This is a genomic window from Rhodococcus sp. DMU2021 (assembly GCF_019641445.1).
GTDB classification, from domain to species: Bacteria; Actinomycetota; Actinomycetes; order Mycobacteriales; family Mycobacteriaceae; genus Rhodococcus; species Rhodococcus pyridinivorans.
In genome coordinates this window covers 119,418-139,102 of the sequence record NZ_JAIFKB010000014.1, presented here as the reverse complement: position 1 = coordinate 139,102, position 19,685 = coordinate 119,418, and the positions used below count along the sequence as shown (strand labels likewise).

20 protein-coding genes and 1 riboswitch are annotated in these 19,685 nt (G+C 69.1%); of the genes, 9 read left to right on the top strand and 11 right to left on the bottom strand.

Annotated elements, in window-relative coordinates; genetic code table 11:
• Nucleotides 1–9 precede the first annotated feature (9 nt).
• The 4 genes from K3M35_RS18605 to K3M35_RS18590 are packed head-to-tail and all read left to right on the top strand — an operon-like array spanning nt 10 to nt 5,802.
• Nucleotides 10–1,902 carry a VWA domain-containing protein gene (locus K3M35_RS18605; RefSeq protein ID WP_094980103.1) on the top strand — a complete coding sequence of 631 codons (1,893 nt, stop codon included), beginning with the start codon at nt 10–12 and terminating at the stop codon, nt 1,900–1,902.
• Nucleotides 1,902–2,516: a cob(I)yrinic acid a,c-diamide adenosyltransferase gene (gene cobO, locus K3M35_RS18600; RefSeq protein ID WP_006552973.1), complete on the top strand. Its 615-nt coding sequence runs from the start codon at nt 1,902–1,904 to the stop codon at nt 2,514–2,516. Before K3M35_RS18605 ends, cobO begins: the two co-directional genes overlap by 1 nt.
• Nucleotides 2,513–4,888 (top strand): cobyrinate a,c-diamide synthase, encoded by a 2,376-nt coding sequence (locus K3M35_RS26695; protein WP_308257088.1) that lies wholly within the window; start codon nt 2,513–2,515, stop codon nt 4,886–4,888. Before cobO ends, K3M35_RS26695 begins: the two co-directional genes overlap by 4 nt.
• Nucleotides 4,885–5,802: a cobalamin biosynthesis protein gene (locus K3M35_RS18590; protein WP_024101880.1), complete on the top strand. Its 918-nt coding sequence runs from the start codon at nt 4,885–4,887 to the stop codon at nt 5,800–5,802. The genes K3M35_RS26695 and K3M35_RS18590 overlap by 4 nt, the downstream gene beginning before the upstream one ends.
• 185 nt (nt 5,803–5,987) lie before the next feature.
• On the opposite strand, the gene K3M35_RS18585 is transcribed toward K3M35_RS18590, so the two are convergent.
• Complete coding sequence (locus tag K3M35_RS18585) at nt 5,988–6,689, bottom strand: haloacid dehalogenase type II (RefSeq protein WP_064061289.1); 702 nt, start codon at nt 6,687–6,689, stop codon at nt 5,988–5,990.
• 102 nt (nt 6,690–6,791) lie between these two features.
• Here K3M35_RS18585 and K3M35_RS18580 point away from each other — a divergent pair, with 102 nt between their 5' ends.
• Nucleotides 6,792–7,313 (top strand): hypothetical protein, encoded by a 522-nt coding sequence (locus tag K3M35_RS18580; protein ID WP_220666851.1) that lies wholly within the window; start codon nt 6,792–6,794, stop codon nt 7,311–7,313.
• 121 nt (nt 7,314–7,434) lie between these two features.
• Nucleotides 7,435–7,983: a hypothetical protein gene (locus tag K3M35_RS18575; RefSeq protein WP_024101881.1), complete on the top strand. Its 549-nt coding sequence runs from the start codon at nt 7,435–7,437 to the stop codon at nt 7,981–7,983.
• Here K3M35_RS18575 and K3M35_RS18570 read toward each other — a convergent pair.
• The 4 genes from K3M35_RS18570 to K3M35_RS18555 are packed head-to-tail and all read right to left on the bottom strand — an operon-like array spanning nt 7,886 to nt 11,175.
• A complete protein-coding gene (locus K3M35_RS18570) occupies nt 7,886–8,716 on the bottom strand; it encodes a cobalt-precorrin-6A reductase (RefSeq protein WP_019291055.1) in 831 nt (276 codons plus the stop codon). The genes K3M35_RS18575 and K3M35_RS18570 overlap by 98 nt on opposite strands.
• Nucleotides 8,713–10,191, bottom strand: coding sequence for a cobyric acid synthase (locus K3M35_RS18565; RefSeq protein ID WP_220666850.1), 1,479 nt, complete (start codon nt 10,189–10,191; stop codon nt 8,713–8,715). Before K3M35_RS18565 ends, K3M35_RS18570 begins: the two co-directional genes overlap by 4 nt.
• Nucleotides 10,192–10,195: 4 nt before the next feature.
• Nucleotides 10,196–10,966: a CbtA family protein gene (locus K3M35_RS18560; RefSeq protein WP_019291054.1), complete on the bottom strand. Its 771-nt coding sequence runs from the start codon at nt 10,964–10,966 to the stop codon at nt 10,196–10,198.
• 14 nt (nt 10,967–10,980) lie between these two features.
• Nucleotides 10,981–11,175 carry a CbtB domain-containing protein gene (locus K3M35_RS18555; RefSeq protein ID WP_006552982.1) on the bottom strand — a complete coding sequence of 65 codons (195 nt, stop codon included), beginning with the start codon at nt 11,173–11,175 and terminating at the stop codon, nt 10,981–10,983.
• 54 nt (nt 11,176–11,229) lie between these two features.
• Nucleotides 11,230–11,299, bottom strand: a riboswitch (cobalamin riboswitch).
• Nucleotides 11,300–11,379: 80 nt separating this feature from the next.
• On the opposite strand from K3M35_RS18555, the gene K3M35_RS18550 reads away from it, so the two are divergent.
• Nucleotides 11,380–11,928, top strand: a complete 549-nt coding sequence (locus tag K3M35_RS18550; protein WP_094980101.1) for a histidine phosphatase family protein — start codon at nt 11,380–11,382, stop codon at nt 11,926–11,928.
• Nucleotide 11,929: 1 nt separating this feature from the next.
• Here K3M35_RS18550 and K3M35_RS18545 read toward each other — a convergent pair whose 3' ends face one another.
• From K3M35_RS18545 to K3M35_RS18535, 3 genes are all read right to left on the bottom strand, one after another.
• Nucleotides 11,930–12,859 carry a cation diffusion facilitator family transporter gene (locus K3M35_RS18545; protein ID WP_006552984.1) on the bottom strand — a complete coding sequence of 310 codons (930 nt, stop codon included), beginning with the start codon at nt 12,857–12,859 and terminating at the stop codon, nt 11,930–11,932.
• A gap of 85 nt (nt 12,860–12,944) precedes the next feature.
• Nucleotides 12,945–14,108 carry an aromatic acid exporter family protein gene (locus tag K3M35_RS18540; RefSeq protein ID WP_220666849.1) on the bottom strand — a complete coding sequence of 388 codons (1,164 nt, stop codon included), beginning with the start codon at nt 14,106–14,108 and terminating at the stop codon, nt 12,945–12,947.
• Between the two features lie 10 nt (nt 14,109–14,118).
• Nucleotides 14,119–14,535, bottom strand: coding sequence for a DUF3151 domain-containing protein (locus K3M35_RS18535; RefSeq protein WP_006552986.1), 417 nt, complete (start codon nt 14,533–14,535; stop codon nt 14,119–14,121).
• A gap of 244 nt (nt 14,536–14,779) precedes the next feature.
• Here K3M35_RS18535 and K3M35_RS18530 point away from each other — a divergent pair, with 244 nt between their 5' ends.
• Nucleotides 14,780–15,634, top strand: coding sequence for a hypothetical protein (locus tag K3M35_RS18530; RefSeq protein ID WP_308257087.1), 855 nt, complete (start codon nt 14,780–14,782; stop codon nt 15,632–15,634).
• A 132-nt stretch (nt 15,635–15,766) separates the two neighbouring features.
• Here K3M35_RS18530 and fbaA read toward each other — a convergent pair whose 3' ends face one another.
• Nucleotides 15,767–16,801 carry a class II fructose-bisphosphate aldolase gene (gene fbaA, locus K3M35_RS18525; RefSeq protein ID WP_006552988.1) on the bottom strand — a complete coding sequence of 345 codons (1,035 nt, stop codon included), beginning with the start codon at nt 16,799–16,801 and terminating at the stop codon, nt 15,767–15,769.
• Between the two features lie 165 nt (nt 16,802–16,966).
• On the opposite strand from fbaA, the gene K3M35_RS18520 reads away from it, so the two are divergent.
• Nucleotides 16,967–17,704, top strand: a complete 738-nt coding sequence (locus K3M35_RS18520; RefSeq protein ID WP_024101889.1) for a VTT domain-containing protein — start codon at nt 16,967–16,969, stop codon at nt 17,702–17,704.
• A gap of 72 nt (nt 17,705–17,776) precedes the next feature.
• Here K3M35_RS18520 and K3M35_RS18515 read toward each other — a convergent pair whose 3' ends face one another.
• Nucleotides 17,777–18,919 (bottom strand): glycoside hydrolase family 76 protein, encoded by a 1,143-nt coding sequence (locus K3M35_RS18515; RefSeq protein WP_041803825.1) that lies wholly within the window; start codon nt 18,917–18,919, stop codon nt 17,777–17,779.
• Nucleotides 18,920–18,996: 77 nt separating this feature from the next.
• Nucleotides 18,997–19,683, bottom strand: a complete 687-nt coding sequence (locus K3M35_RS18510; RefSeq protein WP_019291047.1) for an RNA methyltransferase — start codon at nt 19,681–19,683, stop codon at nt 18,997–18,999.
• Nucleotides 19,684–19,685: the final 2 nt, after the last annotated feature.

Genomic DNA, 19,685 nt, shown 5'->3' with positions numbered 1-19,685 from the left:
CGGGAGCCTGTGGAGGTCGAAGTGCACGTGTATCCGTTCGGTGCGGTGGTCGGTTCCGACGACCTCGCGCTGGCCCTGACCCTGTGTGCGGTGTCGCCGACGATCGGCGGTGTGCTGGTGCGTGGCGAGAAGGGCACCGCGAAATCGACGACGGTGCGTGCCCACGCCGCACTGTTGCCCCCGGTCACCGTCGTGGACGGGTGCCGGTTCTCGTGCGATCCGGACGCCCCCGATCCGTCCTGCCCGGACGGCCCCCATCCGCCCGGTGCGGCCTCGCATGTCCGGCCGGTCCGGCTGGTGGAACTACCCGTCGGCGCGGCGGAGGATCGCGTCACCGGAGCGTTGCATCTCGGCAAGGCACTGGCCGACCGCACGGCCGAATACGAACCCGGTCTTCTGGCACTGGCCCACCGCGGCGTGCTGTACGTCGACGAGGTCAACCTCCTGCACGACCACCTGGTCGACCTGCTGCTCGACGCCGCGGCGATGGGCCGCTCGACCGTCGAACGCGACGGGGTCTCCGTCGAGCACGCCTCCCGATTCGTACTGGTCGGAACGATGAATCCCGAGGAGGGTGAGCTTCGCCCGCAGTTGCTCGACCGCTTCGGACTCGCCGTGGACGTGACCGCGCCCCGCGACCCGCACATGCGCGCCGAGATCGTGCGGCGGCGGATGGCCTTCGACGCCGACCCGGCCGGGTTCACCGCGCGATGGGCGGATCGGGACGCAGAGTGGTCGCGGCGAGTCGCCTCCGCCCGCGAACTCGTCCCGCAGGTCGCACTGAGCGACGACGCATTGGTCTCGATCGCCGAGGTGTGCGCGGCGTTCGACGTGGACGGCATGCGCGCCGACCTGGTCACCGCCCGCACGGCGATCGCACACGCGGCCTGGCACGACCGGCTCGAGGTGACACGCGAGGACATCGCGGCAGCGGCCCGACTCGCCCTGCCACACCGTCGGCGCCGCAACCCCTTCGACGCCCCCACCAGCAGCGACGATCTGCTCGACGAACTTCTCGGTGGAGACGATCCGGATCCTGGCCCCGACGACGATCCCGGTGGTGGCGAGAGCGCACCCGACGACTCGGCGGCGGAGACGTCCTCCGGTTCGGGTGATCGGTCGTCCACCAGCCTGGCGTCGGCGACGGATCCTTTTCGCGCCAGGGTGTTCTCCGTCGATCGGGTCGGGCGCGGGGCGGCCGGTCGCCGGTCGCGGGCGGTCACCACGATCGGCCGTACCGTGGGTAGTCGCCGCGGCGACACCGGCCCGGTTCATCTGCCCGCCACGATCCGCGCGTCCGCCTTCACCGATCGGGGTCTGCAGGTGCGCCGCAAGATCATCGAAGGCCGCGAGACCAATCTCGTCCTGCTCTGCGTCGACGCATCCGGGTCGATGGCAGCACGCAACCGGATGGTGCAGGTCAAGACCGCTGTCCTGTCGCTGCTGCTCGACGCCTACCGCCGTCGCGACACCGTCGGACTCGTGACCTTCCGCGGCACCGGTGCGACCGTCGCACTCCCGCCGACGAATTCGGTGGACGTGGCTGCCGCACGGCTGCGAGAACTTCCCGCCGGTGGGCGGACCCCGCTGGCGGAGGGGTTGATCGAAGCGGCCACCACCCTTCGGCGTCATTCCCTGCGGGATCCGCGTCGACGCGCCCTGCTCGTCGTGGTCACCGACGGTCGCGCCACCGCCGGACCGGACGCTGTGCAGCGCTCGCTCGACGCCGCGGACGTCATCGCTGCACAGGGAATCTCCTCCGTGGTGGTCGATTCCGAGACGGGCCGGTTCCGGATGGGTCTCGCGGCCCGTCTCGCCGAACGCCTCGGCGCCGAGTATGTGCCCGTCGGTGAGGTCGATGCCGACGCTTTGACCGGAATCGTCCGAGAGAGGGCCGCCTGATGCCGAAGGGACAACCCACCGTCGTCCCCGCCGACGGTCTCACCACCCGGCAGCGCCGCAACCGGCCGCTGCTGATGGTCAACACCGGCGACGGAAAAGGAAAGTCCACAGCCGCATTCGGCCTCGCACTGCGTGGCTGGAACCAGGGCTGGTCGGTCGCCGTCTTCCAGTTCGTCAAGTCCGCCAAGTGGCGACTCGGCGAGCAGACCGCCTTCGAAACCCTCGCCGATCTGCACGCCGAGCGCGGCACCGGGGGGCCGATCGAGTGGCACAAGATGGGTTCCGGCTGGTCGTGGTCGCGCAAGGAAGGCACCGAGGAGGATCATGCCGCCGATGCGCTCGCCGGGTGGCGTGAGATCCAGCGACGTCTCGCCGCGGAGCAGCACGGCCTCTACGTGCTGGACGAGTTCACTTATCCGATCGCCTGGGGCTGGGTCGACATCGACGAGGTCGTCGATACGCTGACCTCACGGCCGGGACACCAGCACGTCATGATCACGGGGCGGCGTGCGCACCCGAAACTCGTCGAGGTCGCCGACCTGGTGACGGAGATGACGAAGGTCAAGCATCCGATGGATGCGGGACAGAAGGGCCAACGAGGGATCGAGTGGTGAGGGTTCCACGCGTCGTCGTCGCCGCACCGGCATCCGGGCATGGGAAGACCACCGTCGCCACGGGTCTCATGGCGGCACTGCGTCGCGCCGGCCACATCGTGTCGGGGCACAAGATCGGTCCCGACTACATCGATCCCGGCTACCACTCGCTCGCCACCGGCCGACCGGGCCGCAACCTCGACCCGCACCTCGTCGGCGAGGACCTCGTCGCTCCTCTCTTCCTGCACGGCGCCGCCGGTGCGGACATCGCCGTGATCGAAGGGGTCATGGGGTTGTACGACGGGATGATCGGCACCGAGGGGTACGCGTCCACCGCCCACACCGCGGCCCTGCTGTCCGCACCGGTGATCCTCGTCGTCGACGTCTCGCACGCCTCCCGGTCGATCGCGGCGATCGTGCACGGCATGGCGTCCTACGACCGCGGCACGCGGATCGCCGGCGTGATCCTGAACAAGGCCGGATCGCAGCGACATTCGGACGAGGTGATCCGCGCCCTCGAACCGACCGGTATCCCGGTGCTCGGTGTGCTCGGTCGCGACGACGGCGTCACCGTCCCCTCGCGCCATCTCGGCCTGGTGCCCGCCGAGGAGCGCGACGAGGCGACCGCGCAGGTGGATCGTCTCGCCGCGCGGATCGCCGAGCGCATCGACCTCACCGAGATCCTCGGTATCGCCTCGGCAGCACCCGCTCTGTCGGCGACACCGTGGTCACCGGGCACATCCACCGAGGACGGGCCGGTGATCGCCGTCGCCGGAGGCCGCGCCTTCACCTTCCGCTACACCGAGACCGAGGAACTGCTGCGCGCACACGGATGCCGACCGGTGACCTTCGATCCCCTGCGCGACGAACGACTGCCCGCCGGCGCCGCAGGCATCTACCTCGGCGGCGGGTTCCCCGAGGTACATGCCGCCGACCTCGCCGCGAACCTCCCCTTGCGCACGCACCTGCGTGCCGCGATCGCGGCCGGAGTTCCGACCGTCGCCGAGTGCGCCGGTCTGCTCTATCTGGGGCGTGAGGTCGACGGGCACGAGATGGTGGGAGCCCTCGACACTGCGGCACGGATGACCCCGCGCCTGACCCTCGGCTACCGCACCGCGATCGCGCCGCAGGACACCCTGCTCGCCTCCGCCGGCACCCGCGTCACCGGCCACGAATTCCACCGCACCGTGATCGATTCCGGCTCGTCTGCCGCGTGGCTGCTCGACGGCCGGCCGGACGGCATCGCCACCGCAACGGTGCATGCGTCGTACCTGCACACGCACTGGGCCGGACATCCCGATCTCGCACGACGGTTCGCAGACGCCGCACGGTCGGCGGAACCCGCCCCCGAACCCACCTCGGCACCTGCGCGTCGTCGAACACCCGAACCCGACCTGCACCATCACGGCGACCGCGACGCGACCGAGGGGCTGGTCGACCTCGCCGTCAACGTCTCGCGCCGACCGCGACCGGCATGGCTCGACGACGCCCTGCGTGCATCGCTGGACGATCTCGCCCGGTATCCCGACCCGAGCGATGCACGCGCCGCTCTCGCCGATCGTCACGGCCGCAGCGTCGACGAGGTCCTCCCGACCGCCGGAGGTGCCGAGGCGTTCACATTGATCGCTCGGGCACGGGCGTGGCGGAAGCCGGTGGTGGTGCACCCGCAGTTCACCGAACCGGAGGCCGCACTGTTGGCCGCCGGACATCGTGTCACGCGGGTCGTGTTGCGCTGCGATGACGGGTTCGTCCTCGATCCGGGTGCGGTCCCGGAGGATGCCGACCTGGTCATCGTCGGCAATCCGACGAACCCCACCTCGGTCCTGCACCCGGCCGACACGCTCCTGGCACTGACCCGACCGGGACGGGTGGTCGTGGTCGACGAGGCGTTCATGGACGCCGTTCCCGGCGAAACCGAATCGTTGACGGGACAGCTCGTTCCGGGACTCGTGGTGCTGCGGTCGCTCACCAAGACGTGGGCGATCCCGGGTCTGCGCGCCGGATACGTGGTCGGCGACGCCGCAGTGCTCGCGGATTTCGCCGCGCAGCAACCACCCTGGTCGGTGTCCACTCCCGCAGGGGCCGCGATGATCGCGTGCGCATCCGGTGACGCAGTACGCGAGACCGAGGTGATCGCACAGGAGATCGCCGGCGACAGGAAGGTTCTCGTCGACGCCCTCACCGGACTCGGAATCCACGTGGTCTCCCCCGCGACAGCCCCGTTCGTGCTGGCGGAAACGCCAGAGGGAACGCGGGAGAGATTGCGGGAGAAGGGCTTCGCGCTGCGTCGCGGCGACACCTTCCCCGGCCTCGGTGACGACTGGGTACGGATCGCGGTGCGCGACGCGGCGACCACGGCAACGCTCGTCGAGGCGTGGAGAACGATCCTGTGAAGCACAGGGCACTCGGACTGGCGCTCGGCTACGCCGCCGACCAACTCGTCGGCGACCCGCAGCGGTGGCATCCCGTGAGCGGCTTCGGGAAGTTGGCGCGCGCCGCCGAGGGCCGGCTGTATGCCGACCACCGCGTTGCCGGGGTGGTGTTCACCTCGCTGCTGGTCGGCTCTGCCGGAGCGCTGGGATACGTCGCCGACCACGCGACCCGCGGTCGTCCGGTGCCGGCGGTGGCGGTCACGGCGCTGACCACCTGGACCGTGCTCGGCGGCCGCTCCCTCGGATTCGAGGCCCGGACGATCGACGCCCAACTCCGCGACGGCGATCTCGCCGCGGCGCGGCAACAGGTGACCCACCTGGTGGGCCGCGACCCGTCTCGGCTCGACGAGAACGGGATCGCGCGCGCCACGATCGAGTCGGTCGCCGAGAACACCTCCGACGCCGTCGTCGCCCCGCTGTGGTGGGGTGCGGTCCTCGGTCCGGCCGGCCTGCTCGGGTACCGCGCCGCGAACACCCTGGACGCGCGCGTCGGTCACCGCACACCGCGGCTCGAACGGTTCGGCTGGGCCTCGGCCCGGTTCGACGACCTGCTCAATCTCGTCCCCGCTCGCCTCACCGCCCTGCTGGCTGTCGCACTCGGTGACGACGGCCGGGGCGCGGTCCGGGCGTGGCGCCGGGACGCCCGTCAGCATCCGAGTCCGAATGCCGGTCCGGTCGAAGCGGCGTTCGCCGGTGCTCTCGGGATCCGGCTCGGCGGCTCGAACGTCTACCACGGTGTGGTCGAGGATCGCGGCACGCTCGGCGACGGACCCGCGCCGGCCCCGGAAGATATCGGCCGTACCGCGCGACTCGCCTCCAAGGTCGGACTCGGAGCCGTGGCGACCGCCATCGCGGTCGCCCTCGTCCGTCGATAGCCTCCCCGATATTACCCAGCCACGACGGGAATTCCGGCCGAGGGTGAAATTCCGGGGTGAATCCGTGTTCGTTCTGCCCGAAACGTAACTCCGGTTGCTGTGCGCGACGAACATGGCGCACTGCGCCACGCCGAGTCGGTCGCGTCAACTCCGACAACACGTCGGCGTCCACGGCCGACAACCTGTCACGGAATGTCCCGCAGGTCCTCGATGCGGTGGTCGAACTCCCCCTCGGTGTCGTCGACCGAGTCCTCGACGCGGCCGTTCTCGAGCGGCCGGTACACGAAGACGGTGTTCAGTCCGACTTCGCGGGCGGCCCGCAGATCGTAGGGATGCGACGCGACCATCGCGGCCCGGAAGGGATCGACGCCCAGATACCGGCAGGTGCGCTCGTACAGGAAACGTTCGGGTTTGAAGGCGCCGAACAGTTCGGCCGTGAGGATGGCATCGGCCTCGAGCTGCTGGTCGCGGAAGAGCGCGATCATCGTGGCCATGTCCGTATTGGACAGTGTCGCCACCACTGCCTGCGAACGGAGTTCGTTCAGCCCGGGCCGCACGTCCGGCCATGCCTCGAGGCGTTGCCAGGCCCGCGCCGTCTCGACGCGCACGTCCTTGGGAAGGTCGATCCCGAACTGCTCGCACACGTCGCCGAGTCCGTCGACGTAGGAGTCCTGCACGCGATACCACTTCTCCACCGACTGGTCGAGACGGAGGATGCGTTCGTAGTAGTCGCCCCTCCAGGCCCGCACCAGGTCGCCCACGGTCGCCGGATCGGCATCGGGTCCGAGCGCATGGGCCACCGCCCGGGTGACCGGGGTGTAGAAGTCCATCAGCGTGCCCTGCACGTCGAAGATGTACGCGTCGTATCGGCTCACGCCTTGGAGCATGCCCGATCGCGCCTGCCCGAAACTGCTTTCCCGAACCCGCACGCCGATGTGACCCGCGTCGCATACTGGGACCGAAGCGTCGCCGCGCTCCGGGGGTGCACCATGGACGACCTGGCGGAATTCCGTCACGATCTCGATCGCATCGAACACCGCGTCGCCGGTGAGGTGGTCGTCGGCCGCTCGCGGGTCCGGATCCTGGCCGGGTGCGTCGCGCTGCTGGTCATGGGTCTGCTGCTTCCCCAGGCCACTTCGGTGACGTCCCTGACGACCCTTCTGCGCTGGGACTCCGAGGCCGCAACCCTTCCCCTCCGTGTCTTCGACGTCTTCGTGGTGGTGTTCGGCATCCTCGTACCGCTCGTCGCATTGCTCCGCCGCCGGTGGGGTGCCGCAACGCTCGCGATGCTCGGTTCGGGGGCGGCGTCGATGGTGGGACTGTTCGCCGTCTGGTCACAGTCCGGGATGGTCGCCCACACCTCTCACGCACCGCACGTCGGCCTGTATCTGTGCTGGGGCGCGGTGATGGCATCCACCGCGGTGTGGTTACCCGTCGTGCTCTCCACCGCTCCCCTGCGCAGCGCCCCTCCGGTCACCTCCGGAGTTCTGACTCCCCGGAACGGTCGCTGACCGCACCGTTCGCCGCTCGACAGTGGCGCACGACACGCTTGCGGTGCAACACTGTAATCAGTGCAACGCGCACAGGTTGATCGGTGCGACACGCACCGGGTCGCGTCCCGAGGAGGACATCATGCGACATTCACACATCCACGGATTCGGACGACCGGGCGGCTGGCAACAGGCAGACGTCCCCGACGCGAGCGATGCCGCCGAGTGGTTCGCCGGCAGGCTCCCCGACGACTGGTTCACCGGACCGCCCGACATCGAGATCGACAGAGAAGAAATCTTCGTCGTCGGCCCCCTCGGGGTACCCGACGGCACGAGCGACACCGAGATCGACGGACGCATCGCTCGATTCCGCGAGACCACGCGCGCCGACCGGATGCGCATCGCCGACGAGGCCGAGGCCCGCTACGGCCGCAAGGTGGCCTGGGGCGTGACGGTCGGCGACCGGACCGACCTGTTCACCCACCTCGCCGTCCCGGTCATGACGCGACTGCGCCAACCCGAACGGAAGGTGCTCGACACCCTCGTCGACGCCGGTGTCGCGCGGTCCCGTTCGGACGCACTGAAGTGGACCGTCAGGCTCGTGGGGCAGCACTCGGAGCAGTGGCTCCGGGAACTGCGCGAAGCGATGAAGAAGGTCGACGATCTGCGTTCCGAAGGTCCGCAGGTCTGACCTCCGCCACCCGGAGGACCCATTCCCGCGCTACCGTCACGGTCTCCACCGCGGCGACACCGCGGGGTGTGGGCGGGCGGCGTATGACGATCACGCGCACGCCCAGTTCATCGGCGGCGTCGAGTTTGCCGCGGGTGAGCGAACCACCCGAATCCTTCGTGACGAGGGTATCGATCCCGTTGTCGAGCAGTAGCTTCCGTTCGTCACTCGCCGTGTAGGGGCCGCGTCCGAGCAGCACCGACCAGCTCGGTGGCAGTTCGGTCGTCAGTGGATCGACGACGCGGACGAGCACGTCGTGCGTGGCGAGCGGTCCGACGAAGCGGTCGAGTGTCTGCCGTCCGGTGCTGAGGAAGATCCTCCGGCCGGTCGCGGCGACGTGCGCGGCGCCGTCGTGGTCGTCGACCCACGTCCACCGGCCGTGCGCGTCGTGCCAGCCCGGTCGTTGCAGGCGCACCAGTGGCACGTTCGCGGCGGCGCATGCCGCGGCGGCGTTCGCGCTGATGCCCGCGGCGAACGGATGGGTGGCGTCGACGACGGCTCGGATACCGCGCTCGGTCAGGTACCGGACGAGACCGTCCGCTCCGCCGAACCCTCCGATGCGCACCGGACCGACGGGCAGGCGTGGATTGCGGACCCGGCCTGCCAGGGAGGATTCGAACGCGATGTCCGCGTCGTCCAATGCCGCGGCGAGGGAACGGGCTTCCCCCGTCCCACCGAGGATGAGGACCGTCACCGCAGGGTTCCCCTCAGCACGGGCAGGGTTCGCTCGTCGGAGAGCATGGTGAGCAGAGCGTCCATGTCGAGATGTTCGTCGACGAGGTCCGCGAGCGCCTCGATGCGGACCTCGCGTGCGGCCGGGAAACTCACTTCCCCGGTGCGGATCTCGCGGCCCACCACCGCAGCGACCTCGCGTAACCACGCCCAGCGCAACGCGTCCCCTTCGAGGGCGCCGTGCCACATGGTGCCGAACACCGAACCCTCCCGGGTGCCACCGAGGAATTCGGTGCCACCGTCGACGGTGACGCGTCCGTGATGGATCTCGTATCCGGAGGCAGCCGCATCCAACGCTGACCCCCTCGGCAATCGGAGGACCTTCTCGTGTCCGAACTCGGTTCGGGCCGGGAGCAACCCGAGACCCGCCGCGCTTGCGCCGGGAACACCCTCGACGCCGTGCGGGTCGTCGATGCGCGTGCCGAGCATCTGGAAGCCGCCGCAGATACCGAGGACCGGTCCACCTCGGCGGACGTGGTCGACGATCGCGGTGTCGAGTCCTCGCGAGCGCAGCCACGCGAGATCCGCGAGGGTCGCGCGTGTTCCGGGCACGATCACGACGTCGGCGCCGGCGAGCGCTCGCGGGTCGTCGACGAAGCGGACCCGCACGTCCGGTTCGAGGCACAACGCGTCGACATCGGTGAAGTTGCTGACCCGCGGCAGCATCACGACGGCGATGCTCAGTGCGCCGTCACCATCGTGTGCGGGACGGGAGGTGAGGGCGAGTGAATCCTCCGAGTCGAGCCACAGGTCGCGTTGCCATGGCAGCACGCCGAGCACCGGGCGGCCGGTGAGCCGTTCGAGCGTGTCGAGTCCGGGCTTCAGGAGCGAGACGTCGCCGCGGAACTTGTTGATCACGAAGCCGCGGATCAACTGCTGATCCGCGGCGTCGAGCAGGGCCAGCGTCCCGTACATCGAGGCGAACACACCACCGCGGTCGATGTCGCCGACCACGACGGTCGGCATCGAACCATGTTGCGCCAGACCCATGTTCACATAGTCGTGGTCGCGCAGATTGATCTCGGCCGCGCTCCCGGCACCTTCGCACACCACCACATCGAATCTACGCCGGAGGTCGTCGAAGGCACCGAATGCCGCGTCGGCGAGATGCTTTCGTCCACCGGCGAACTCACCCGCCTCCAGCGCTCCGGCCGGCCGCCCGAGAACCACGACGTGGCTGCGCCGGTCGTCGCCGGGCTTGAGCAGCACCGGGTTCATCGCGGCCTCGGGGATCGCACGGGCAGCCACTGCCTGGATCCACTGGGCGCGCCCGATCTCCGCGCCCTCGCTCGTCACCATCGAGTTGTTCGACATGTTCTGCGCCTTGAACGGCGCGACCTTCAGGCCGCGCCGCGCCAAGGATCGGCAGATCCCGGTGACGACCACGGATTTTCCTGCATCCGAGGTCGTTCCGGCGACGAGCAGACCCGAACCCATGCCGTCAGGCCGGGATCGTCACGCGACGGGACGCGCGTTCGGTGAGGTACGCGAAGACCACACCGAGCACCGCCCACAGGGTGAGCTGCACGGTGAACGACGCGACCCGGAACTCCCACAGCAGCGTCGCGGGGAAGCCCTCCCCCACCTCGTCGATTTTCGGCAAGGCGAGATATCCGAGACCCACCACGACGAGGAAGGCAACCGCCGGGCCTGCGATGCGGACGGTGTGCAGATCCTGGGCGGCCAGCGCCTTCGCCACCGCGACGGCCACGGCGATCGCGACGAGTCCGAGAACGACCGAGGCGAGCCACAGCAGGGTGCGTTGATCGATCGTGTCGGGATCACCGACGGCCGGCGGATTCGCCGGATACTTCACGAACGGGACGGCCTCGACGGCGAGCCACGCTCCGGCCGCCCCGAACAATCCGAGCTTCCAGCCCGGCATGTCGGTGAGGCGACGCGCGAAGTGCAGCACCGACGCGTAGAGGGCGCCGAACGCGAGACCGGCGAGAGTCGTCGCGAGGAACAGTCCGGCCTTCTGCCCGGTACGGTCGACGAGCGCATCCTCGCCGTGACTGTGACCGTGGGATTCCCCGGTGGTCGCAGCGTGGTCGTGATCATGCGAATGCGCTTCGCCGGCAGCTTCTTCGAGCGCGATCGCGGATTCGATGTGGGGTTCGCCGACGACGAAGGCGACACCGCCGGCGAGCAGACCCGCGACGAGTCCGGCGAGCAGGCCCCGCAGCAGCAGGTGGAGGTAGGTTCCGGGCATCGTGGTCCCCGTTCTCAATGGCACGGAAGACCGAGGAGGTGCCGGCCGTCGTGCATCAGTTCGTGCATGAACATGCCGGTGCGCGAGATCGCGCCCTGATCGAATCCGACCAGGTAGAGAACGAGAAAAGCCGCGACGATCACTGCGGCGAGAGCGACTGCGAGTGCGGCGGAGCCGAGCGACTCGTCGGGGGTATGGACAACAGCCATGACAATCCTCCTGGGATTTCGCGCCCCATTCGATTCCGTCATGTGCCGCGGGAGTTTTCTGGCTTCCGGAGATTTCGACATCTCCGGTTACAGTGGCGCGACCGCTCCGGCTTTCCACCGGATTGCCTACACCTCGGCACATCTTTACCGACGCACCTTCGCACCGGGCGTTGTGCGATGTCAAGCGGAGAGGACGTACCTGCCGTGACCCGATTGTTCGTCGTCGCACACGCTTCCACGCGCGCGACGGAACAGGCCCGATTTCCGTGCGACGAACCGATCTCCGATCGGGGCCGCCGCGAACTCGGACGCCTCGCGGTGCCGGTCGTCGACCGGTGGGTATGTGCACCCGAGCGACGCGCGGTCGACACGGTCCACGCCTTCGGTGTCCCCGCCGAGATCGACTCCGCGCTGCGCGAGCTCGACTACGGCAGGTGGTGCGGGGCGGCGATGGGCGATGTGCCCGAGGGCGAGCTGGCGATGTGGCTGACCGAGCCGGCGGCCGCACCGCACGGCGGCGAGTCCGTCGAGGACCTCATCCGCCGGGTCGGCACCTGGCTGGCGGCACAGGACGACGGCTACGAACGGGTCGGGGTGGTGACACACCCGGCGGTCGTGCGAGCGGCGACGGTGTGCGCTCTCGACGCTCCGGCGGCGTCGTTCCGGAGGGTCGACGTGGGACCGCTGGACGTCGTCCGGCTCTACGGCGGGCCGGGTCGGTGGACTTTGCGGCCGAACCGATTCGCGCGGTGAGCTACCAGGTGACGTCCTTCTCGCACTGCTTGCCGTCGACTGTCGACTCCACCTGGACGGTGGCGTGCTCGAGCCCGTGCGACGACAGCGCGGTGCGCGCCGAGTCGAGGATCCACTGCGGGTCGTGGTCGCTGACGAGATGCACGGTCGCGACGTCCATGCCGGTGGTCAGCGTCCACACGTGCAGGTCGTGCACGCCGCACACGCCGGGCAGCGCGAGCAGGTCGGTGCGCAGCAGGTCGACGTCGAGATGCGCCGGCGAGGTCTGAGTGAGGATGCGCAGCGACTCGGCGGCCAGTCGCAGGGCGCGCGGCACGACCCACAGGGAGATGAGCACACCGACGACGACGTCGGCCAGGCTCCAGCCGAAGATCATGACGAGTGCGCCCGCGATGAGGACGCCGACGGATCCGACGGCGTCGGCGAGCACCTCCATGTAGGCGCCGCGCACCGCGATGCTGTCCTTCGCGTCGGCCCGCAGCATGAGCATCACGACGATGTTGGCGGCCAGTCCCGCGAGGGCGGTGACGATCATGGGCAGGCCGGGAAGTTCGGGGGCGTCGCCGATGCGGTCGATCGCCTCGTAGAACACCCAGCCGGCGACGCCGAGCAGCAGCACCGCGTTGACCATCGCGGTGAGGACTTCGGCGCGATGCCAGCCGAAGGTGCGCGAGGCCGCGCTGCTCCCGCGTCGGGCGAGGATGAGGGCGACCATGCCCATGGACACCCCGACGACGTCGGTGAGCATGTGGCCCGCGTCGGCGAGCAGGGCGAGAGAACCGATCAGGAGACCGACGAACGCCTCCAGTACGAAGAACGCTCCGAGGATGCCCAGCGCGAAGGCCATGCGCCGGATGACGGCGCGCGTGGGACCGGCGCCCTGACCGTGACCGTGGCCGACGCCGTGTGAGTGCCCGTGACCCGAACCCATCGAACTCCCTCTCCGAACCTCGGGCCATCGTATGCACGAATGCGCATATGTTTCAACGGCTACGTGCCCGGCGGGCTCGGAGGGCTTACTCGTCCGGGTGGTAGGCCGGATGTTCGACGGTGGATGGAAGGGTCGCGATCGCGGTGATCCGCTTGAGTCCGGCGGTCTGCAGCAGGTCGACGATCAGTGACCTCATCTGCGCGAACACCACCGTGGCCGACACTCCTGCCCCGGCGATGAGTTCGGGATCCATCTTCTTGGCGATGCTGCGCAGCACACGTGCAGCCTCGGCCTGGTCGGGCTGCTCCCCCGGCTCCGCGAGAACCATCTCGCGGAGCACGTCCACCGCATCGGCCAACTCGGCGAACAGCTGCACGAGCCGCGGATCAAGGATCTCGTCGTCGCGGACGAGGGTCAGCGACCGGCGCGCGAGCACGCGAATGTTGCGCATCGCGTGATCGATCGGGTCGGCGGCAGCCGTCAGGACCGCGAGACGCTTGCGGCTGTTCCAGTACAGCGGCGAGATCCGGCTGATCTCCCGACCGCCCTTGAGGTGGGTGCGCATCGAGTCGATCGCGGGCTGGGTGGCCCGCGCCTGCTTGAGGGCGTCCTCGATCGGTTTCGGGTTGTTCTCGACGAGCCCGGTCTCGACCTTCCTCAGGACCTCGCTCGCCGTGGCGAGGATCTCGGCGGCGTTGCGCCGGGCACGCCGCACCGGATGGGTGGGGATCATCGCGACGACCGCGATGCCCGTGAGACCCCCGACCAGGGCGTCGACCATCCGATCGGGCCCACCGGTGCCACCGGGTGGCAGCAGCGTCGCCACGAGCACCGCGGAGTTCCCGGCCTGCATCGCGAAGATCGGGCCGCTGTTCAACGCGACCGCCGTACTCATCGCGATGGTCACGACGAGCGCGATCTGCCACGGTCCGCTGCCGATCAGCGAGACGAGCAGGTCGCCCACGCCGATCCCGACGGTCACACCGCAGACGAGTTCGACGGAACGCCGCAATCGGGCGCCGAGACCGAGCCCGAGGGAGACGACTGCCGCGATGGGGGCGAAGAAGGGCTGTTGGTGCCCGACCAGATCCTTCGCGACCCACCACGCCAGGCCCGCCGCCAGCGCGCACTGCACGATCGGCAGCGCCGATGTGCGCAGCCGTTCGAACGAGTCGGTCAGGCGTTTACGAGCTCCCTGACGGGTGGGTCGACGCCGGGTCGCCGCGGACAGTCTGTTCAACACAGACATGTACGGGCGTCTATTCGACGCCGAGTTCTTCCGCTGCCCGCGGGTCGCAGTCCTCGAGCAGGTCCAGGCAGCGGGCGTGCTCGTCCGACTCACCGATGGTTCGGGCTGCCCGGGCCAGGACGGCGACGCAACGCAGGAAACCGCGGTTGGGTTCGTGGCTGTAGGGCACGGGACCGAAACCCTTCCAGCCGTTGCGGCGCAGCTGGTCGAGACCGCGGTGATATCCGGTGCGTGCGTAGGCGTATGCCTGGATCGTCTCGCCACTGTCGAGTGCGGCCTCGGCGAGGTACGCCCAGGCGATCGAGGCGGTGGGATGGTCGGCTGCGACCTTCGCCGGGTCCTCGTTGTTCAGCAGGGCCGACTCCGCGTCGTCGTCGCCGGGGAGAAGGGTGGGCTGCGGTCCGAGAAGATCACCGAAAGACGTCATGGGGTCATTGTGCCCTTCCGTGGCGAAGGCTCGATAGAGTCCCCGGGTAACCGCAGGCCGTCGAGCGAGGTGCAGCACGTTGTCGGACCCGAAGAACGAAGAGTCACCCGAGCAGACTTCGACGACCCCTTCTGTCGAGACACCGGACGAGAGTGCGGAAAACGAACCCCCTGTCGAGCCGGCGGCGACCGACGAAGCAGCCGCAGAAGAAGCGGTATCCGAGGATGCAGTGCCCCAGGATGCAGTGCCCCAGGATGCAGTGCCCGAGGATGCAGTGGGCGCGGGAACCGAGAAGGCCGACGAGCCGGCGGAGCAGGTCTCCGAGAAACCTGAGGAGCCGACCACCGATGCGGCGTCCTCGGGTGAGGACGCGAGCAGCGATGAGCCGGAACAGGCTGCAGACGAGAGCGTCACCACGGACGAGACCGTGGCGCTTCCCTTCGTCGAACCCGAGACCGTCGAGTCCCGCCCGACCCCCGAATCCGAGCCCGCGCCCGATGTCACCTCCGCCGATGCGCCCACGGTGCAGATCCCGGTCCGCAGCCACGTGCCGAAGGCGCCGCCGCAGCGCATCGCTCCGCGCCGTGAGGAACCGACGGTTCAGCCCGAGCCCGTCCGCGTCGCCGTCCAGCCCACGCCCACGCGCATCCCGCCGGCCCGCGACAAGAGCCGCGGTCGTCGGCTGATCGCTGTCGGAGCAGCGGCCGTGCTGGTGGTCGTGGCGATCGTCGCGGCCGGGGTGATCGTGTTCCTGAAGGACCGCGCCGACAATTCCCCCGAGAGCCGGATCCGCGCGAGCATCGACACCTTCGTCGGAGCACTCGAATCGGGCGACCTGGGGACTCTGCGGGAGTCGACCTGCGGAGCGCTCTCCGACTTCTACGAGACGGTCGATCCGGAGAACTTCCGCGACATCCACCGGCTCGCCGTCGAACAGGGCGAGATCCCGGTGGTGACGAGCGTCGATCGCATCCAGATCACCGAGGGCACCGCCATCGCGCAGGTCACCGCGCACACGGTGAACGATCCCGACGATGTCACCGACCGCACCTTCGACCTCACGCTCGACGGTGAGCAGTGGAAGGTCTGCAGCGAATAACGGGACGACAGCGACCACGAGTGTGCAGAAGTCGTCGTTCGCCCTCGGCGTGTCGCGAGGATTTCTGCACACCGTAGGGACGACGAAGGGCGCCGACGAGAACGTCGGCGCCCTCCTGGTATCGGTGGGGCCTTACTTGGCCGAGACCGAGCGTCCCGCCGACTTGAGGTCGTTGCAGGCCTCGATGACACGCTGCGTCATGGACGCCTCGGCCTTCTTGAGGTAGCTGCGCGGGTCGTAGGCCTTCTTGTTGCCGACCTCGCCGTCGATCTTGAGCACACCGTCGTAGTTGGTGAACATGTGTCCCGCGATCGGGCGGGTGAACGCGTACTGCGTGTCGGTGTCGACGTTCATCTTCACGACGCCGTAGCTCAGCGCCTCGTCGATCTCCGACTTCAGCGAGCCCGAACCGCCGTGGAAGACGAGGTCGAACGGCTTCGACCCCTCGGGCAGACCCAGCTTCTTCGACGCGGCGGCCTGGCCCTCGGCGAGGACGGACGGCTTGAGCTTGACGTTGCCCGGCTTGTAGACGCCGTGGACGTTGCCGAAGGTAGCGGCGAGCAGGTACTGGCCCTTGTCGGCGCCGAGCGCGTCGACGGTCTTCTCGAAGTCCTCGACCGTGGTGTAGAGCTTGTCGTTGATGGCGTTCTCGACGCCGTCCTCTTCACCGCCGACGACGCCGATCTCGATCTCGAGGATGATCTTCGCGGCCTTGGCGGCAGCGAGGAGTTCCTGCGCGATCTCGAGGTTCTCGTCGATCGGGATGGCCGAGCCGTCCCACATGTGCGACTGGAACAGCGGGTTCTGTCCGTTGTTCACGCGCTCCTGCGAGATCGCGATGAGCGGGCGGACGAAGCCGTCGAGCTTGTCCTTCGGGCAGTGGTCGGTGTGCAGAGCGATCGTCACGTCGTACTTCTCGGCGACGACGTGGGCGAACTCGGCGAGTGCCACGGCGCCGGTGACCATGTCCTTCACACCCAGGCCCGAGCCGAACTCGGCGCCACCGGTCGAGAACTGGATGATGCCGTCGCTGCCGGCGTCCGCAAAGCCCTTGATGGCGGCGTTGATCGTTTCGGACGACGTGCAGTTGATCGCCGGGAACGCGAAGGAGTGCTCCTTCGCGCGGGCGATCATCTCGGCGTAGACCTCGGGAGTCGCGATAGGCACAGCGGCTGTCCTCCAGATGAGAGTCGATTGGCACCCCACCGGGATGTGGTGGGTGCCCGGTTGTCCTTGCAGTATGTCAAGTGACACGTCCGTTCGATACTCGGGCCGTCCGGGGTGGGTGTCGGGATTCGGGGGGAGGTGGACGCCGCCGGTACCCTGGATCGCGTGACTGTGTTCGAAGCCTCGGAGTCCGTGACCAATCTGGCCCTGCTACCGGGGTTTCTGGATCCTGTCAATCTACTCAATTCGTTCGGTACCTGGATGCTCATCGGGTTGCTGCTCGTGGTGTTCATCGAATCCGGTCTGCTGTTCCCGCTGCTGCCCGGCGACTCGCTGCTGTTCACCGCGGGCCTGATCGCGGCGGCCAAGTCGGCGGAGGTCGAACCGTTCGCCCCGTTGTGGGTGCTGATGGTGACGATCCCCATCGCGGCGGTCCTCGGCGACCAGGTCGGCTATCTCATCGGCGCGAAGGGCGGGACCAGGCTGTTCAAGCCGGACTCGAAGCTCTTCAAGCAGGCCTACATCGACGAAGCGCACCGCTTCTTCCTGCGCCACGGACCCGCGATGATCTTCCTGGCACGTTTCGTGCCGATCGTGCGCACCTACGCCCCGCTCGTCGCGGGCGCCGCGAAGATGCCCTACCGCGTGTTCATCACCTACAACATCATCGGCGGCATCGTGTGGGGCGCCGGCGTGACGCTGCTCGGCTACCTGCTGGGACAGATCAGCTTCATCGCCGACAACATCGACATCATCTTCCTGGGCATCGTGTTCGTCTCGGTGATCCCGATCATCACGGAGGTCGGCAAGCGCGTGCTCAACTCGCGTCGTGCGGCCAAGAACGGTGAGGCGCCGGCCGCCGAGGCCGCGACGATGCCGATCAACCGCATCGAGAGCACGTAGGAACGAACCTGGCACCACAGAAGGTGGCTTCCGCCCGTCGAACGAACGGGTCGGAATCCACCTTCTTCCGTTTCAGGACCGCGAGGCCGCGACAGCGTAGGCCGCTTCCATGAGCATCCACCCGCCGAGCTGCACCGACATGTCACGTTCGGCGACGGCCGACTCGCGGACGGTGCCGCCCGCGAACCGCGCGACCGAGGTGCCCAGGCCGGGTAGCCGCGCCTGCCGCGACCAGTCGCGGCCGAAGACCGGCAGCTCCTCGACCTGCAGCCGGTTCTCCCAGGCGGCCTCCGCCGACGCCAGCACGATCCGTGCCGCGACGTTGCGGGCGCGGATGTCGTCGCGGTCGACGACGGGCAGTGTCGTGGCGACCATCGCGAGGTAGCGGGCCAGGATCCCGTTGAACAGTCCCCCGTCGCCGCCTCCCCCGCCGGTGACGACGCTGCGCTCGGTGAGGTGATCGTCGACCGCGGCGACGAGCGCGTGGACCCTGCGGCGATGCCTGGGGTCGTCGAGTTGCAGGGCGAGCTCGGTCTCGAGGCCGAGCGTCACCCCCTGGCAGTAGCTGTAGATCGCGCGTTCGTGCACGCCATCACGGATGCCGTCCAGGACGAGGCCCGTCTCGGGGTCGAGCAGCACGTCGTGGATCCAGTCGGCCATCTCCTCGGCGCGGTAGACCTTGCCGGTGCGGGCGAGCAGCAGCGCCGCCGGACCGTTCGCGGGGGCGTTGAAGAAGGTGTCCCGCCGGCGCCACGGGATGCCGCCGCCGCTCTCGGGTTGCCAGGCGTCGACGAGCTCGTCGACGAGGGTCGCGATCGCGCCGCGGTGGTCGACGTAGAGATGCCGTTCGGCCCGTTCGAGCGACAGGCCGAGCCACGCCATGTCGTCGTAGTAGTTGTTGGTCCAGCCGGTGAGGTTGCGGATGCGGTGGGTGCGTGCGAGCCGCACGACACGGCGCCGGCGGCGCGGGGTGGCGTCGCGCTCGGCGGCGTCGACGGCGGCGTCGATCAGGTGCGCCTGCCACCAGTAGTGCCAGGAGAGGAACAGTCGCTCACGTCGGACGGCGGGCCATCCGACCACCCCGAGCGCGGTGCCGGGCAGTGCCCAGAGACGACGGATGTGTCGCGACACGATCGCACCCTCCGCGGCGTCGGCCCGCTCCGACCACCGGGCGGCCTCGACTCCGTCCGAACGCTGTCCTGCTGCGGTGTTCATCACCCTCCACACTGCCCGACCGGCGGCCGCCCCGACGACGGTCCGCGCGACTTTCATCCCGGATTGCGGGGCAGGTGTTACCAGGCGTCCGAGAAATCGGCGTGCTGCCGGATCCACGCGTGCATTGCGATCCCCGCGGCGACACCCGCGTTGATGGACCGCGTGGAGCCGAACTGGGCGATGGAGACCGTCATCGAGGCGACGTTGCGGGCCGCTTCGGTGACGCCGGGACCCTCCTGCCCGAACAGCAGCAGGCAGCGGCGCGGCAGGGTCGCCGTCTCCAACCGGACCGAGCCGGGGGTGTTGTCCACCGCGACGATCTCGAGGTCCTGTTCGGCCGCCCACGCGACGAGCGCGTCGACATCCGAGTGGTGGAGCAGATGCTGGTAGCGGTCGGTGACCATCGCTCCGCGCCGATTCCATCGGCGTCGCCCGACGATGTGCACGGTGCCCACGGCGAACGCGTTGGCGGTGCGAACGACCGTCCCGATGTTCGCGTCGTGGGCGAAGTTCTCGATGGCGACGTGCAGCGGGTGCCGGCGACGGTCGATGTCCGCGACGATCGCCTCGCGGGTCCAGTAGCGGTAGGCGTCGACGACGTTGCGCCGGTCGCCGTGGGCGAGCAGCTCGGGGTCGTAGCGCGGGTCGGTGGGCGGCTCGGTGCCGAACTCCTCGATCCACGGTCCGACGCCGTGCGGGTGCTCACCCCATTCGGTGGGGCCCGCCACGTCCTCGACGGCCGGTTCGGAATGCGTGTCGGTCACCG